The 14,859-nt window shown below is 69.5% G+C and carries 15 protein-coding genes and 1 pseudogene; 9 read left to right on the forward strand and 7 right to left on the reverse strand.

Annotated features, from left to right (window positions below; translation table 11 throughout):
- Positions 1-6: 6 nt before the first annotated feature.
- Positions 7-261, reverse strand: a complete 255-nt coding sequence (locus tag Sspor_RS02045; protein ID WP_202197439.1) for a WhiB family transcriptional regulator — start codon at positions 259-261, stop codon at positions 7-9.
- Positions 262-545: 284 nt separating this feature from the next.
- On the opposite strand from Sspor_RS02045, the gene Sspor_RS02050 reads away from it, so the two are divergent.
- Together Sspor_RS02050 and Sspor_RS02055 are read left to right on the forward strand one after the other, a co-directional pair.
- Positions 546-854, forward strand: a complete 309-nt coding sequence (locus tag Sspor_RS02050; protein ID WP_202197440.1) for a hypothetical protein — start codon at positions 546-548, stop codon at positions 852-854.
- A 58-nt stretch (positions 855-912) separates the two neighbouring features.
- Positions 913-1,452: a DoxX family protein gene (locus Sspor_RS02055; RefSeq protein WP_202197441.1), complete on the forward strand. Its 540-nt coding sequence runs from the start codon at positions 913-915 to the stop codon at positions 1,450-1,452.
- Positions 1,453-1,491: 39 nt separating this feature from the next.
- Here the strand turns inward: Sspor_RS02055 and Sspor_RS02060 are convergent, their stop codons facing one another.
- Positions 1,492-2,715: a phospholipase D-like domain-containing protein gene (locus Sspor_RS02060; RefSeq protein ID WP_202197442.1), complete on the reverse strand. Its 1,224-nt coding sequence runs from the start codon at positions 2,713-2,715 to the stop codon at positions 1,492-1,494.
- Positions 2,716-3,115: 400 nt separating this feature from the next.
- On the opposite strand from Sspor_RS02060, the gene Sspor_RS02065 reads away from it, so the two are divergent.
- A complete protein-coding gene (locus Sspor_RS02065) occupies positions 3,116-4,612 on the forward strand; it encodes an MFS transporter (protein WP_202197443.1) in 1,497 nt (498 codons plus the stop codon).
- A 633-nt stretch (positions 4,613-5,245) separates the two neighbouring features.
- On the opposite strand, the gene Sspor_RS41455 is transcribed toward Sspor_RS02065, so the two are convergent.
- From Sspor_RS41455 to Sspor_RS41460, 3 genes and pseudogenes are all read right to left on the reverse strand, one after another.
- Positions 5,246-6,124 (reverse strand): lytic polysaccharide monooxygenase, encoded by an 879-nt coding sequence (locus Sspor_RS41455; RefSeq protein WP_202197444.1) that lies wholly within the window; start codon positions 6,122-6,124, stop codon positions 5,246-5,248.
- Positions 6,010-6,753, reverse strand: a complete 744-nt coding sequence (locus Sspor_RS02075; protein ID WP_202197445.1) for a GNAT family N-acetyltransferase — start codon at positions 6,751-6,753, stop codon at positions 6,010-6,012. Before Sspor_RS02075 ends, Sspor_RS41455 begins: the two co-directional genes overlap by 115 nt.
- Positions 6,754-7,013: 260 nt before the next feature.
- Positions 7,014-7,343 (reverse strand): annotated as a pseudogene (locus Sspor_RS41460) (Mu transposase domain-containing protein); the annotation flags it as partial.
- A 53-nt stretch (positions 7,344-7,396) separates the two neighbouring features.
- Here Sspor_RS41460 and Sspor_RS02080 point away from each other — a divergent pair.
- The 3 genes from Sspor_RS02080 to Sspor_RS02090 all read left to right on the forward strand — a co-directional run bounded on the left by Sspor_RS02080 (position 7,397) and on the right by Sspor_RS02090 (position 9,781).
- Positions 7,397-7,939 (forward strand): hypothetical protein, encoded by a 543-nt coding sequence (locus tag Sspor_RS02080; protein ID WP_202197446.1) that lies wholly within the window; start codon positions 7,397-7,399, stop codon positions 7,937-7,939.
- Between the two features lie 315 nt (positions 7,940-8,254).
- Positions 8,255-9,084, forward strand: a protein-coding gene (locus Sspor_RS02085; RefSeq protein ID WP_372499549.1) for an IS5 family transposase whose coding sequence is annotated in 2 segments (ribosomal slippage) — positions 8,255-8,593 and positions 8,596-9,084 — 828 coding nt in all. Because the reading frame shifts where the segments join, the coding sequence is not laid out codon by codon here.
- 91 nt (positions 9,085-9,175) lie between these two features.
- Positions 9,176-9,781, forward strand: a complete 606-nt coding sequence (locus tag Sspor_RS02090; protein WP_202197447.1) for a cadmium resistance transporter — start codon at positions 9,176-9,178, stop codon at positions 9,779-9,781.
- Positions 9,782-9,828: 47 nt separating this feature from the next.
- Here Sspor_RS02090 and Sspor_RS02095 read toward each other — a convergent pair whose 3' ends face one another.
- Positions 9,829-10,284 (reverse strand): glutaredoxin domain-containing protein, encoded by a 456-nt coding sequence (locus Sspor_RS02095; RefSeq protein WP_202197448.1) that lies wholly within the window; start codon positions 10,282-10,284, stop codon positions 9,829-9,831.
- A 457-nt stretch (positions 10,285-10,741) separates the two neighbouring features.
- On the opposite strand from Sspor_RS02095, the gene Sspor_RS02100 reads away from it, so the two are divergent.
- The 3 genes from Sspor_RS02100 (at position 10,742) to Sspor_RS02110 (ending at position 13,723) form a co-directional block, all read left to right on the forward strand.
- A complete protein-coding gene (locus tag Sspor_RS02100) occupies positions 10,742-11,074 on the forward strand; it encodes a hypothetical protein (protein WP_202197449.1) in 333 nt (110 codons plus the stop codon).
- 861 nt (positions 11,075-11,935) lie between these two features.
- Positions 11,936-12,490 (forward strand): hypothetical protein, encoded by a 555-nt coding sequence (locus Sspor_RS02105; RefSeq protein WP_308445512.1) that lies wholly within the window; start codon positions 11,936-11,938, stop codon positions 12,488-12,490.
- Positions 12,491-12,721: 231 nt separating this feature from the next.
- Positions 12,722-13,723 (forward strand): GNAT family N-acetyltransferase, encoded by a 1,002-nt coding sequence (locus Sspor_RS02110; RefSeq protein ID WP_237403622.1) that lies wholly within the window; start codon positions 12,722-12,724, stop codon positions 13,721-13,723.
- An 88-nt stretch (positions 13,724-13,811) separates the two neighbouring features.
- Here Sspor_RS02110 and Sspor_RS02115 read toward each other — a convergent pair whose 3' ends face one another.
- Positions 13,812-14,243, reverse strand: a complete 432-nt coding sequence (locus Sspor_RS02115; protein ID WP_202197450.1) for an SMI1/KNR4 family protein — start codon at positions 14,241-14,243, stop codon at positions 13,812-13,814.
- Between the last annotated feature and the right edge of the window lie 616 nt (positions 14,244-14,859).

The raw sequence follows: 14,859 nt of genomic DNA on the forward strand, positions 1-14,859 counted from the left end.
CGCGGATCAGTCCGCCGACCGGGCGCGGGCCCGGGCCGCCCGCCGCTTGACGGTCCGGCGTTCGTCCTCGCTCATACCGCCGCACACACCGAGATCCTGACCTCCATCGAGGGCCCACTGCAGGCAGTTCTCCCTCACCGGGCACCGGTGGCACACCGCTTTGGCTTCCTCGATCTGGAGGAGGGCCGGGCCGCCGGTGCCCACCGGGAAGAAGAGATCGGGGTCTTCCCACCTGCAGGCGGCCTCGTGGCGCCAGTTCATCGTCGTTCCTCCATCCATTCGTCCTTGTGCTCACCCACGCTCCTGGCCGGTACCGGTGGCTCTATGCAGTGACGGGGGCCATCGTTCGCCGGATGTTCCTCACTCGGGCCGGATCCGGTCCGCTGTTCAACACCCGTAGGCGGGGGTAGGCGAGTCGCATGCTCGGCCGCCGGATCGCCACGACCCGCCTCCGATAGCCTGTTCTGCCGGGCTTGTGGGGGTTTGCAACACGACGCCGGGGCATGCACACAACTCAGCGATTGCCAGCCGACAGGAGGCAGCAAGTGACCACCTACGTCATCACCGTGCCCGGTACGTTCCTGAGGGACGTCGACGATGCGGCACGCTCCGAGCTCGCCAGGAGGCTGGCCTCGCACCACACCGCACTGAGCGAGACCGAGGACGTGGAACTGCTCACCGTCTACGAGGGCGGCACCTTCTCCGTCCGTCTGGAGGTCGAGGCCCCGGACCGGGCCACGGCCGAGGAGGACGCCGTGCGCCTGCTGGCCGGCACGCTCGCGGAGCTGGGGCTGCCGGAGAAGGACGCGCCTCTCGGAGCTCCGGCGGTCACAGGGGTCGACGGCGAGTCCTGACGAAGGCCGGAGGGACGGCTGGACGGATGGACGGGCCGCCGCGGGGCAACAGCGGGACATGGCTGCCCTGCGAAAGCTCGCCCGTCCCCTGCTCGCCGCCCCGTTCGTCTCCGGCGGGCTCCAGACCCTGCGCCGCCCCGAGGCCGTCGCGGAGGCCGCCCAGCCCCTGGTCCGGGCCGTCGGGGAGCGCGTCCCGTCCCTCGCCGGGGATCCGCTCCACGTGGTACGCATCACCGGCGCCGTCCAGGCCGCGGCGGCGCTGCTGCTCGCGACGGGGCGGGTGCCGCGCGTGGCCGCGCTCACACTGGCTGCCACGCTGGTGCCGACGTCCCTCGCCGCGCACGCCTTCTGGACGGTGGAGGACCCGGAGGAACGTGCGCGGCAGCGCGCCCGGTTCCTGGCCGACCTGTCCGCTGTGGGAGGGCTCCTCATCGCAGCCGCGGACACCCACGGCAAGCCCTCCCTCGCCCACCGCGTACGGCACGCACTGGACCAGCGGCACCCGGTGCATGCCGTACGCCGCCCCGTGAAGGCGGCCTTGGCGCGTACAGCCGATCGCGCCAGGGCCGTCGCCTCCGCCCTGCCCGGCTCCCGCTGAGGGCGGCCGCTGACGGCGGCCGCGGCCGGTGCGGGACCGTCACAGGAAGCGGCGTATCGGCTGCACCGCCAGCTCCCGGGCCCGCTGGAGGGCGGGGCGCCTGCGCCAGCGACCCTCCTGGATCAGTTCGCTCGCCGCGATGTCCTCGTCGAAGTGTCCGTCGAGGACACCGGTGAACCCCTCGTCGAGAACGGCGAGCATCACCTCTTCGTCGTGGTCGAGGGAGCGGCGGTTGAAGTTGGTCGATCCGACCAGGGCGGCGACACGGTCGACGGTGATGACCTTGGCGTGCATCATCGTCGGCTGGTACTGGTAGATCTTCACCCCGCAGGCGACGAGGGCCTCGTAGTGGTGCTGACCGGCGAGCCGGCAGACCCGCTTGTCGGTGTGGGGGCCCGGGAGCAGGATCTCCACCTCGACCCCGCGCCGGGCCGTCTCGCACAGCAGCTCGACGAAGTACTCGTCCGGCGAGAAGTAGGCGGTCGCCAGGCGGAAGCGCTCCTCGGCGGACTCCAGCATGACCCGTACCAGCGTCTGCATGTCCTGCCAGCCGAAGCTGGCCGAACCGCGTACCACCTGCACGATCGCGTCGCCCTGCGGGCGGTGGTCGACGAACCGATCGCGCTCGTCGAACAGTTTGTCGTGGCACTCGGCCCAGTTCTGCGCGAACGCGGCGGCGATCCCGTCGACGGCGGGCCCCCGGACCTCGACGTGGGTGTCGCGCCATTCGTGTGCGTTGCGTGCGTTGCCGCACCACTCCTCGGCGATGCCGACACCGCCGGTGAACGCGATCTCCTCGTCGACGACGAGCACCTTGCGGTGGCAGCGGTGGTTCTGCTTGAGCGGGGAGAGGTAGAGGGGCTTGCGGAACCAGGCCACCTCCACGTCGGCCTCCTCCATGGCATCCAGCAGTTCCCGCTCGATCAGGCGGCTGCCGAAGCCGTCGAGCAGCAGCCGGACCCGTACTCCGGCGCGGGCCCGCTCGGCGAGGGCCCGCGCGAAGTCACGGGCGATGTCGCCCTTCCAGTACACGAACGTCATCATGTCCACGGTGTGCCGGGCTCTGCGGATGCCGGCGAGCATCGCGGCGAATATCTCGTCCCCGTTGCGCAAGGGGGTGAGGGCGTTGCCCTCGGTCGCCGCGATCCCGATCAGGCGCTCCAGGCGCCGCCGGAGCCGGGCCACCCGGGCCTCGGCGGTCGGCGCGGGCAGCGTCCGAGGGGGCTGCACGCTCGACTCGGCGGGCTCTTGCGTGAGGGTCATGGCGTCTCCTGAACCGAACGGGGTGGCGTAGGTCGTGCAGACACCGTGTGCCCAGCCGACGGCCGTCTGAACGCACCCACCCGGCACGGCGGGCGTCCGATCGGCCACGGTGCGGTTCGGGCCTCGCCTACGGGCTCCGGATCCGCGCCTTTCCACAGGGGCTGTTGGGTCCGTCACGCCGGGCGATCAGCGGTTTGTGCCGTTCAAACAGCCGGGCAGGCCTCCGACCACTCCGCGAGCACCGGCCGACCTGCCGTTTCCGTGTGTCGCGGCCGGTGGGTACGGGGGCTGCGCGCAAGCTGGGGCCGTCCGACGCCGGGCCGCGAGGCCGCAAGCATGTCCGGACCGTTCCCGGGAACCCGGCTGTGCGGGGGAATCGAGTAGGAGGGAACAGTGAACCATGGCATCCGCCTCGCCGCCGGAGGGCTCCGCGCCGGCCACCATGCGCACGGTCACCACATCCGTACCGGCCCGTCTCGACCGTCTGCCGTGGTCCCGGTGGCACTGGATGATCGTGATCGGCCTCGGCACCGTCTGGATCCTCGACGGGCTCGAAGTCACCATCGTCGGCAACGTCGCCGGACGTCTCGCCGAGGAGGGCAGTGGCCTCGACATCACCGCCGCCCAGGTCACCGGGATCGCCGCCGCCCTCTACGTGGCGGGAGCCTGCTCGGGGGCACTGTTCTTCGGCTGGCTGACCGACCGCTACGGCCGTAAGAAGCTGTTCATGGTGACGCTCGTCGTCTATCTGGGCGCGACCGCCATGACCGCGCTGTCGTTCGAGTCCTGGTGGTTCTTCCTCTTCCGGTTCCTCACCGGCTTCGGTATCGGCGGCGAGTACGCCGCCATCAACTCGGCGATCGACGAGCTGATCCCCTCCCTCTACCGGGGGCGGGTCGACCTCATCATCAACGGCAGCTACTGGCTCGGCGCGATCGGCGGCGCCCTGCTGTCCGTGGTGATGCTGGACACCGCCATCTTTCCGCAGAACCTCGGCTGGCGGCTGAGCTTCGCCCTGGGGGTCGTCCTCGGGCTGGTCATCCTGCTCGTGCGCCGGCACGTTCCGGAGAGTCCACGCTGGCAGTTCATCCACGGCCAGGAGCAGGACGCCGAGGAGCTGGTGTCGTCCGTGGAGCGGCGGATCGAGGAGGAGAAGGGCGAGCGGCTGCCGCCGCCGGCCGGCGAGATCACCATCCAGCAGCGCAAGAGCATCGGCTTCGGCCTGATCGCCAGGACGGTCTTCGGCCGCTACCCGCGCCGTGCGTTCCTCGGGCTGTCGCTGTTCATCGGGCAGGCGTTCCTGTACAACGCCATCACCTTCGGGTTCGGCACGATCCTCACGACGTTCTTCGACGTGCCGACGGGCCACACGGGTTACTACTTCGCGGTCATCGCCGCGGGCAACTTCCTCGGCCCCCTGCTGCTCGGGAAGCTGTTCGACACGGTCGGACGCCGGATCATGATCTCCTCGACGTATCTGCTCTCGGGTGCGCTCCTGTTCGTGACGGCGTGGCTGTTCGACCGGGGCTCGCTGACGGCCACGACGATGACCGTCTGCTGGTGCGTGGTGCTGTTCTTCGCGTCGGCGGGTGCCTCCAGCGCGTACCTGACCGTCTCGGAGGTGTTCCCCATGGAGACCCGGGCGATGGCTATCGCGTTCTTCTACGCCCTGGGCACCGCGGCGGGCGGTATCAGCGGCCCGCTGATCTTCGCCGAGCTGACCGAGTCGGGCGTGGTGGGCGACACTGCGCTGGCTTTCCGGATCGGCGCGGCGCTGATGTGCGCCGCGGGTCTGGTGGCGGCGTTCCTGGCGGTCAAGGCGGAGCGGCGTTCGCTGGAGGACATCGCCGAGCCGCTGTCGGTGGCGAAGCCTGCCGCGACCTCGGGCTCCGACTGACCGGCACCCCGCGGCCTGCCGGTGAAGGTCGGCGCAGACCGTGCCTAGGCGGCGGTGGAGTGGGCGCTCGCCACCTCTCCGGGGACTGGAGTCGGGGCGCACAGCCCGGACCAGAACGTCGCCGGAGTCGTTCGTTCGTGCCGCGCCGAACGCCGTAACACTTCCGGGGCTGAGACGAGTTGCGGTGGCTTCTCCGGCGTCACGGCAGGGCCCGCCGCGCGGCCGGACCGACTACGGACGCCTCCTCGACCGCTGCGATCCTCACCCCTCACCACCAACGGGCCTGCGCCCGCGATCGGGTGGCGGGCGCGCTTCCGGCGATCCCTGAGGCGAGGACGACCGTCAGAGATGTCTCCACCTCCCACGAACCACTCCTCGATCGCCCCGATGACGGTGGAGGCGAGCTCTCGCCCACCGAATGCGCTGCGCTCCTCCCCCGGCTCGGGGTGATCGCCGGCCAGTGGCGGAATGAGGTCGGCGTCTCTCGGACACACATCGATGCTGCCGAACAGCTGACGGTCGTTCTGCGGCTGTGTGTCACGACGGACGTCGAACTTCTCTTCCTCTGATGTCCGCTGATCCGAGGCGGGTCCTCACGCTCCCGCAGCCACGGGCCACCCCTTGGCTTGGTCCTCAACGTCTGGGCCGTGGGTCAGCCACTGAATGAGGTCGAGGTGATCTCAGGCTGCGTGGGATCCTCTGGGGATGCGCCTGGTAGCTGACGGAGCCACGCCGACCTCGCGGTTGGTGCTGGTGCAGGACCTTGAGACTGACGACGGGTACGCCTTCGAGTTGGCGAGCCCGCTCTTCCTGGCCGCCGGTGATCGAGTCGCTTTCGAAGACGGCGGCTTCGTCGTCGTGCAGGCCAGTGGAGTGCGTCTGTCGCCGGCCGGTGACTGGTCCACTCGTTGCGGGCCCGGATCTCTGCGCCGCCGGTAGAAACCGTTCCTCGAACGCTGCGTCGCACTTGATCGCACGGTTCGGTATCGCCGTACGGGGAAACGGCCTTCGCCTGAACAGGTGCTCCGCCCCAGGAACACACACATTCAGCACGAAGGCGGTGAGGTCGCTGGCTGCCCCGGTCGGTCGACGGCCGGCTCGTATGGATCCCTGTTCCTGGGGCGAACCGTGCACCTCGACCAGGAACGGATTCGGCTCCAGATCCGGCCGACTCAAGCCGTCGGAAGGATTCCAGTCGGCACGGGTGATGAACCACCGACGGGACCAGCTCTCGCCCCAGTGATGCGCCGTGTAGTCACAGCTGAAGGTCTGGGTGGGGGCCGACGTGTCCAGCTCCCTCAGGGGCCAGTCCCCGCGCGCGTGCCGTCCCGTACCAGATCCAGACCGCGGAAGATGCTGACCTGCCAAACGACACGACTTTCGAAGAGGCTCTGGCTTTACCGGCCCTGGTCGACGGGAACGCCCCCAAGCCGAATGCTGAGCTGCGCACCCAGTTCCCGGAACCCCAGAGCTACAGCCACACGCCGTGAGGGATGGAGCCGTGCTCTCCACTGCGGCAGCAACCTGGCATCGAGGGCATGGGCCACTGCTGCGGACGCCACGGCCCGGGCCAGACGTCGGCCCCGACAGTGCGGGGCAACCAACACGCTCAGGTGGGCTACCGACCGCGGCCAGGACCGGTACCCAGCCGCGGCTACCACCTCGTCGCCCCGCCGAAGACAGAACGCGGGAGAGGAGATGTCCTCCAGGCCGCTCTCGCCGACCTCCTCCTCCCCAGCCAGGGCCAGTAGCGCGGCCACGCCGCCATCGCCGATCGGCAACTCCTCTACGCCGGTGCCTTCATGCGCAGGAAGAAAGCCGTCCCGGCCGAGATAGAAGAGCGAAGCCGGCCCAAGCGCATCGAGAACAGGCAGCACCGCACGCAGACGAGCGATGTCAACGAGCTCTTCGTGGGTCAACTTCCGTGCGGCGTCGACCACCATCCCGGCAGACCACCCGCTCGGCGCAGTGACGATGGCCGCGTCACCGATCCGTACGATCCCCGTCCACGACGGCGGAGACAACCGCGACCTGGGCGCGACCACGACCATCGCCCCTCCTGAGGGACAGAACTCGACTGGCGTGTCCGCCAACTCCACCCACAGCTCCCGGGCGCGAACGAGCAAGAGATCGTCAGCCATGGCCGCATCCTGTCGCCTCCGCAGCCAGAGCGCGACCGGATTCCTCCGGAGGGAAAGGTCCTCCAGTAACCGCCGAGTCTCGTCCTACCCTTACCGCGGCCAGGTCGCGGGCGGCGCGGGCTGCCGCGCAGACCGTCTCGTGGACGGGGGGTGGGTGCCTTCCGTGCGAGCGGCGGCCAGTGCGGTCGATCCGGCCAGGGCCCCGGACTCGACCGGCATGCTCTCCAGGTAGTGATCGAGATCGTTGCGGTCGTCTTCGCTCTGGTCAGCCGCGGGTGACGGGCGACGATCTTGCGCCGTTCGAAGACCAGAAGCTCGTTTCCTCGCAGCAGCACCCTCGCCTGCTGGCCTATAAAGCGGGCCGACACCGAGTAGGGGCGCTGGGAATTCCGGGATTGCGAGTCCGAGGGATCGCCCCTGGGCCGGGACTGTGTGGCAGCCCAGGGGTACGTCTCAAGGCCGAGGACCGCGTGGCCCTGGCCGAGCCCCCAGCCACACAGGAGCCTCCACCCCCAGCCCTGACGGGCCTCGCCGCGCTGCCATCCCGGCGGTAGGCGGAAGCAGTTCGTGTCGGCGTGCGGCGGTGGCAGACTGCTGCCTTGATCGCGGGCACTGGTCCGCGGACGTGAAGGGGGGCATCGTCGTGCGCAACATCAGGTGGGCGGCCGCGGCCGCCGGTGCGGTGCTGTTGATCGCGGGGTGCAGCAGTGAAGGAGATTCGGCTCAGGGGCACAGCGGTGACGCACCGTCAACCGGAGGCTCGGCCTCGGCGAAGGCGGGATCCGGAGGCAGCCTGGACATCGCGGTGGTGAAGAAGGAGATAGTGGCCGCCGCCACGGCGGCCGGGTTCACCGAGAAGCCCCGGGACGATGTCCCGCCGGTCCTCAAGTCCTGCACGGTCAGGTGGCAGTCGGACGGTGCGAAAGCCGCCGACTCGAGGAAGTCCTACGACGCCACGCTCGCCGCGCTGGGCAACGGGGGCTGGAAGGAGGGCGGGAGCAACGAGGAGCGGCAGTCGGTCGTCAAGGTGCTGGACAAGAGCGGCTGGCGTCTCATCGCGAGCCACCGCCCCGAGGGCTGGGCGGATGGGACTGATGAGGACAGCTTTGTCTTCGTCGACACCGGGCCCGCGTGCGAAAAGCCCTTCCAGGAGGACCTGGCGGACAAGACGACGAACAAGAAGTAGTTCCGGTCGCGCAACACGCGGCCGGGGGTCGCGGGCGTGGGCCCGTGGCTCCCGGCGGCTGTTGGTGACCAACCCCGATTCGGCGACCAGCGGTGCCAGGACGTCGACGGGTAGGGGGACGGTGTCCAAGCAGCGTGCTTGCGCGCCCGACGACGGCCTTCGCGGCGGTGGAAAGCCCCATCTGGCAGGGCTGCGCTGCAGTCTGCCCGTGTTCGATGTTCACGAGAGGGGACGGCAGCGGGCCCTAGAGCGTGTCTCTTTGATGGGTTGGTCAGTTGATCGGATGTGTCTGTCCGATTAGTGATCACTGATGCGATGTGGGGCCGGATCGAGCCGCTGATGCCGGCCGATCCGGTCCGCGGCCGGCGGTGGGCCGACCACCGCCGCACCCTTGAGGCCATCGCTTGGAAGTACCGCACGAGCTCGCCCTGGCGGGACCTGCCCGACGAGCTCGGGTCGTTCCAGACCGCTCACAAACGACTGCTCAGATGGGCCGTCGACGGCACCTGGGAGAAAATCCTCGCCTCCGTCCTGGCAGCGGCGGACGCCGACGACGACATCGACTGGACCGTGTCAGTGGACTCCACGGTCGTCCGGGCCCACCAGCACGCGGCCGGCGCACGCAAAAGGGGGCGGCCCGCTCCGGCGAGCCCTCCGATCACGCGCTCGGACGCTCACGCGGCGGGCTGAGCACCAAGGTTCACCTGGCCGCGGACGGTGGGGCACGGCCGCTGGCATTCACCGTCACCGCAGGCCAGGCCGGTGACGCACCCGCCTTCGAGACGGTGACGGCCCGCATCCGGGTGCCCCGCACAGGCACGGGCAGGCCGCGGACCCGCCCCTTCGTCGTTCTGGCCGACCGGGCCTACTCCTCCCGAGCCATCCGCAGCCACCTGCGACGCCGGGGCATCCGCGCGGTCATCCCGCAGCCGTCCGACCAGATCGGCCACCGCCTGCGGCGAGGCCACCGAGGCGGCCGCCCGCCTGGCTTTGACCGAGAGGTCTACAAGCAGCGGAACACGGTCGAACGCTGCATCAACCGGCTCAAGCAGTGGCGCGGCCTGGCCACACGAACCGACAAGCTCGCCATCGCCTACCAGGCCGCACTCCACCTCGCCGGCATCCTCATCTGGACCCGACGCTGACCAAAGAGACAGAACCTAGGCCCGCGATCCCACCGGTACGGGCTCCCGGTAGCGTCACCGGGATACTCGCTTCGTAGGAGAGCAGCTACTCGTGGATCTGGGCATCATCGGGCAGGCAGCTGGGCTGTTCGCCGTCACGAACATCGACGACATCCTGATCCTGGCGCTGTTCTTCGCCCAGGGCGCCGGCCACCCCGGGTCCACCCGCCGGATCGTGCTGGGCCAGTACCTGGGCTTCGCCGCGATCCTCGCCGTGGCGGTGGCCGCGGCGTTCGGCGCCACCTTCCTGCCCGAGTCCGGCATCCCCTATCTCGGTCTGCTGCCGCTCGCCCTAGGCCTCAAGGCGGCCTGGCAGGCGTGGAAGGACCGCCGCGACGGGGCCGGGGGCGAGGCGGAGGAACAGGCGAAGGAGGGCGGGCCGAGCCCGCTGGAGGTCGCCGCGGTCACCTTCGCCAACGGCGGCGACAACATCGGCGTCTACGTGCCCGTCTTCGCCACCGCCGGAGCCGGCGGGATGAGCGTGTACGCCGCGGTGTTCCTCGTGCTGGTGGCCGTGTGGTGCTTCGCGGGCAAGTTCTTCGCCACCCGACCCGTCATCGCCAAGGCCCTCGCCCGCTGGGGCCACATCCTGCTCCCGGTGGTCCTGATCGCCATCGGCCTGCTCATCCTCATCGAGGGCGGCGCCTTCGGCCTGTGACATCGGGCGGCAATCGACTCAGTACGTATTGCTGCGGGTGCCTCTCCTCAAGGCGCGGTTCCTGACCGCGTGGAGGGGGAGAGCTGTTCGCGCACCCATGCGGGATCGGGGTTGATGTGTGGCCGGCCCGCCACGACGACGGTCGGCACGGTCTCGTTGCCGTCGTTGGCCGCTCTCACCGCTGCGGCTCCTGCCGGGTCGCGCCAGATGTCGACCCAATGCAATTGGCTGGCGCTGCGACCCAGCCGGATGCGCAGTCGTATGCAGTACTTGCAGCCCGGCCGCCAGAAGACGACCGGTCGGCCGTCGACCGTGCTGCGGCGTTGTGCCTCCTGCGCACCAACCGACCTCGGGAAGATCAGGGGTGAGTTCACAGCGGCGAGCGCCAGGAACGCCGGCAGGAGTGCCGCTGCCGTGCCGGGGCTCCCCTTGAAGATCTGCCCAGTCGCGACGGCTGAGCCGCTGAGCACAAGCAGCATCGGCAGGATCCAAGCGCGCATCATGGATGCAGGCTATCGATGCGTCGAAATTCTCCTCGATCCGAGCCGCTCACCCGGACACCCGTCGCCCCGGCCCCTCCCCAGCCGGATACCCCGGGCTGTCCGGCAAAACCCCCGGCGCCGGCGCTGAGACCGCCGCCGCCGGGGAACGGAACCCGACGGCAGCAGCCCGCCTCATGATCGATATCGAGGAGTTCGGGGAGTCACCGGCCGCCGCGGCCATGGCTACCTGCCCGCCGGGTCCGCATGCCCGTAGGCGTTTCTCTCTGCGTGACGAAGAACGGCAGGGATTTCGAGGAATGAAGGGCATCTCTCGGACCGGGATTGATACTCCCCGCCCCAATGGGCGAATGCCTGAACGTTTTCCCTTGCCGCGTCCGAGTGAATGGGGTGTCGAGATGAGAACTGACGTGTGAACGTGGAATCGCCCGAACATCACCCATGAGGAACGGATGCCTCTATGCATATCCGCCACGCGCTCTCACGCTTCGTCAGGATCGGCCTCACCGTCGGCGCAGCGGCCGTGCTCGCCACAGGTGTGGCCACGAACGCGCAGGCCGCCACAGGATCGATCCGGTACTTCGACGTCAACCAAGCCGAGTTCCGGATCGTCAACCCACCGGACAACGTCTGTCTCGCCCTCCAGGTCCGGGCAGATCTGATCGTCAACGAGACGGACAGGCGGATGACCATCTACCTCGGCACGGCCTGCGCGACCCGCGTCACCACGATCGGCCCCGGCGAGGGACGGGCCCATATCGGCGGCCCTCAGTCGGTCCGGATCACCGGCTGAACCGACGGATGCAGGAGGCTTCTCGCAGTACCTCGTGTACACGCGGTGGCGTTTGGAGGAGAACTTCCAGGCGCGGATGGAGGGGCCGATGATACGTGCGTGGGGCCCGGGGCGACGTGCCGCCCCGGGCCCCGCGCGTCCGGTGCTCAGCTCCAGAAGACGTCGCTCTCGTCGATGTCCTGGGTGCACTGGTCGATGTCTGTGATCTTGCCGCCGACGATGGTGGAGAAGAGGCTCTCGTGGATCTCGATGCCGCAGTCGCCTGGGCGGCGTGGAAAGCCATCGCGTGGCCCCGGCGGTCGACCAGAACCCTCTCCAGGCGGGCCCGGAAGGTGCCGTTGGTCTCCTCTCCGAGCCGCCGGTAGAAGGCCTGGGGGCCGGACCGACTGCGGCTGTTCGGATTGGTCCACCGCCAGACCCCACCCCACCGGTGCTTGGTCGCCCTCCTCCCACCGACGTACCGGCAGTGCACCGCCGGAGCCGGCATCCATGCCGCCGGGTCCTGGTCATGGATCGCACGCGGAGCAGCGACGGACGTACGGTCCCCCGCGTCACGGCCTGATCCGCGTACGGGTAGAGTCGCGCTCTTCGAGCGCGAGCGGCCGCCCGGAGTCCCCGTGAGGCACCAGCGACCATGACTGAACGCGAACCCACACCCGACCCCGGCCATGGACCCGCCCCGGCCGACCGCGTACGGCTCGACCGGGCAGTGGAACGGCTGGCCGTTACCTTCCGCGGGATGACCGCGCGGGCCGACGAGGTCCAGTGCGAGTGCCACTGGGGCAGCCCGGAGGAGCTTGCTCTGCTGAAGCTCCCCTGCACCGCACCTGGAGCGCACCCGACTGGGCCGACCACGGCGCCGTGCTGCGCCGCGTCCTGCCGCAGTTCGCCCGCGAACTGACCGGGGGCCTCGGCGCCCACGCGTACGACATCGACAACGTCGGCATCTCGTTCCACCGCGCGGCATGGCAGCAGTGGCCAGCGCCGCAGAGCGCGGCCGTACGCGAGTTCCTGCACGCCTCATGGGCCCACGCCCTCCTCTCCCCGGACCCCGCCGTCCCCGTGCACGAACTCCTCCCGCTGTGCGCCGAGGCCTCCGCCGACATCGGCCCCTGGCTGGCGGTCTGGGGGAACCTGCGCCACCCGGTCGCCGACCGGCACCTCACCGACACGGTCGACCGGTGGGAGTGGGACCTCCTGGAGGACGCACTCCCGTGGCGGTCGTGGTTCGTCTGGTCGCAAGAGGAAGTGGAAGACGTCCGGACTCAACTGACCGCCTGGCTCGTGTGCGAGGCCCCCGCCCGTCTCCGCGCCACCGGCGCACCCGCCGAACTCCGGCACGCCGTACGCCTGCTCGGTCTCGCCCACGCCGACCGCTGGGACGACCCGCACGCACCGCGCCACCGCTACGCCTGACTCAGCCTTCCCGGTCCAACCCCACCACCCGAGCCCCAGCAGCGCCGCCAGCGCCGGAGCCGGGTCGAACAGCCGGGCTGATCACCGCCCCGGCCAGGGCGTCCCACCCCGCGCGCGATGTCCAGCTGGGACATGACACGTACGGACGGCGGACATGCTGCGAAAAACGGGTACTGCCGTGTGATCGGCACCGCCTACGCTTCCGTGATCCAACGTAACGGGGGTCTTGATGTGGAGGTGAACAGCGGCAGCGGCCTCGCATCGTGGGAACGGTTGCCTGGCTACGTCTTCCGGCCGTACCGCGGCCACGACGACCATGACGCGATGGCCGCTGTGCGGCTCGGCTGCGCGCAGCGGGACCGGATCGACGCCCGCTCGGTTGTGGAAGGAATCCCGACGGCAGCCGAGATCGCCGAAGCCTCCGCCAACCTCGATGCCCCATCCCGGAACCAGGTCTTGGTGGAGCACGACGGTGGCGTCGTCGGCTACTCGACGATCAGGTGGTGGCAGGAGCGAGACGGAACGTGGTTGTACCTGCACCGCGGCTACCTGCTGCCCGAGTACCGCGGCCAGGGCATCGGCTCAGCCATGCTCAACTGGGCGGAAAGCCGTATCCGCCGGCTCGTGCAGCAGCATGGAACCACACGGACGGCTGTGTTCGGCGCGAACGCCATGGCCTCTGAACAGGACGCAACGGCGCTGCTGCTCGAATCGGGATACCGGCGTGTCTTCAGCCTGATAGAGCTGGAGTTGGCCGCTCTCCGACGACTCCCCGACCCCGACGGAGAGGCGTTGCCGGCCGGCATCCGAGTCGGTGCGGTCGGTCCGAGCAGCTACCGCGCGGCCTGGAAGACGGTCGTCGATTCGTATGCGCATGCCGCCTTCACCGAGAGGTGGACGTTCGAGAGCTTCCTCGCCACTGCCGACCCGACCTGCTGGCGGGCTGGTTGGGACGGGGAAGACATGGCCGGGGTCGCCCTGTGCTCCATCCGTCGGCAGGACCCCACTGTGGGCGAAGTAGAAGAATTGAGCGTCCGGGCAGAGTCGAGGCGTCTGGGTCTTGGGCGGGCCCTGCTGCTGGACGGGTTGCGATGTCTTCGCGAACACGGAGCAGAGACCGCTCGTTTGTACACCGGGACCGCGAATCCGCACCGGTCCTACGACCTCTACGAGAGCGTAGGGTTCCGGCGCCAGAACGAGTACGTCCGCTACCGCAAACCAATCGCCGCCTGATCCGACAGAGGCGCATGCGTAGCGCCTTGGCGGTGCGGCTTCCCGGACATCGAGGCTGGCTGTCATTGCTGGATCGAGGACCGGTCGGTCAGCGGTACCAGTCCTCACCCGGTTGCGCCAGCGCCTTTCGAAGGTACTCCGCCAGACTCGACGCCACCCAGGTCCGGCTGTCGTTCTCGTGGTCCCAGACGAAGACATCGGGGCGCACCGGCAGAATCGGAAGGGCGAATTGGTCTCCACCGCCGTTGTCCCCGACGAAGAGGAGAGCATCGAACGGCATGTACAGGTGCTTCACGTCCTCCCTCGTTCGGAACTCCTGGTTGGTCCGGGCGATTTGCTCTGCGCTCCAGACGATATCCGTGCCGTCTGCGTCCATCACACCGTTGGATTCACGAAGCAGTGTTCGCAGGTCGGCTGGCAACGCTGCTCCCAGCAAGCGTTCTGCGTCGAGCAAGTCCTGCTCGGACGCAGGGTCCGCTCCATCTACGCCGTCGTACTGCTCCACGATTTCACGCCACATGTGTCCTCCACGGATGCATCGTTCACACCAGGGTTCTCGGCCCCGATCACCCCGACACCGGCGCCACACGCCGGGTGCTCGGGCTGATCATCCGAGGATCACGGCCGGCCGCGGTCGTCGGCGTTCCATCGGGTCAAGAGCTTCCGCATTCATGATCAACTCATATCAGGTCACGCAGGGAGGAGGAAGACCCGACCGCGCTGCGGCCCGGTTCCGGGGGCCGGGCTCCCTGGAGCCGCACCATCCACGTGCCGGCCCACAGGAGTTGTGCCGGAACCCGATCCGTCGTGCAAAGCCAGCCGCGGCGGCGGGGATCCGGCCGAGCGGGACAGTGCCCAGGACGGAGCCGCATGTTCCGGCCGCCTCGTCGGCGGGCAAGGGTGGCGGCCCGCCCGTTCAGGCGAGTTCGGCGTGCACGATGCACGAGCCCGGCGCAGTCTGTGGGCGCCTGACACCGCCCTCACCCACTCGCCCCGCGCCAGGCCCGTCGCAGGCATCGTGGCGTTGGGCGACCACGTTCCGTGGGGCGGATGTCCGCACACGACGTTGCGGCCGCTGGGGGGGGTGGCGGCTGAGCCTGTTCGCGTGCGCGGACTGTTCGCCGTCGCCCACTCCG

Source organism: Streptomyces spororaveus (assembly GCF_016755875.1).
GTDB lineage: Bacteria > Actinomycetota > Actinomycetes > Streptomycetales > Streptomycetaceae > Streptomyces > Streptomyces spororaveus.

Coding starts and splice junctions, on each gene's coding strand:
- Sspor_RS02045 (WP_202197439.1), bottom strand. CDS start 261: ATGAACTGGCGCCACGAGGCCGCCTGCAGGTGGGAAGACCCCGATCTC.
- Sspor_RS02055 (WP_202197441.1), top strand. CDS start 913: ATGGCTGCCCTGCGAAAGCTCGCCCGTCCCCTGCTCGCCGCCCCGTTC.
- Sspor_RS02060 (WP_202197442.1), bottom strand. CDS start 2,715: ATGACCCTCACGCAAGAGCCCGCCGAGTCGAGCGTGCAGCCCCCTCGG.
- Sspor_RS02065 (WP_202197443.1), top strand. CDS start 3,116: ATGGCATCCGCCTCGCCGCCGGAGGGCTCCGCGCCGGCCACCATGCGC.
- Sspor_RS02075 (WP_202197445.1), bottom strand. CDS start 6,753: ATGGCTGACGATCTCTTGCTCGTTCGCGCCCGGGAGCTGTGGGTGGAG.
- Sspor_RS02095 (WP_202197448.1), bottom strand. CDS start 10,284: ATGATGCGCGCTTGGATCCTGCCGATGCTGCTTGTGCTCAGCGGCTCA.
- Sspor_RS02100 (WP_202197449.1), top strand. CDS start 10,742: ATGCATATCCGCCACGCGCTCTCACGCTTCGTCAGGATCGGCCTCACC.
- Sspor_RS02115 (WP_202197450.1), bottom strand. CDS start 14,243: ATGTGGCGTGAAATCGTGGAGCAGTACGACGGCGTAGATGGAGCGGAC.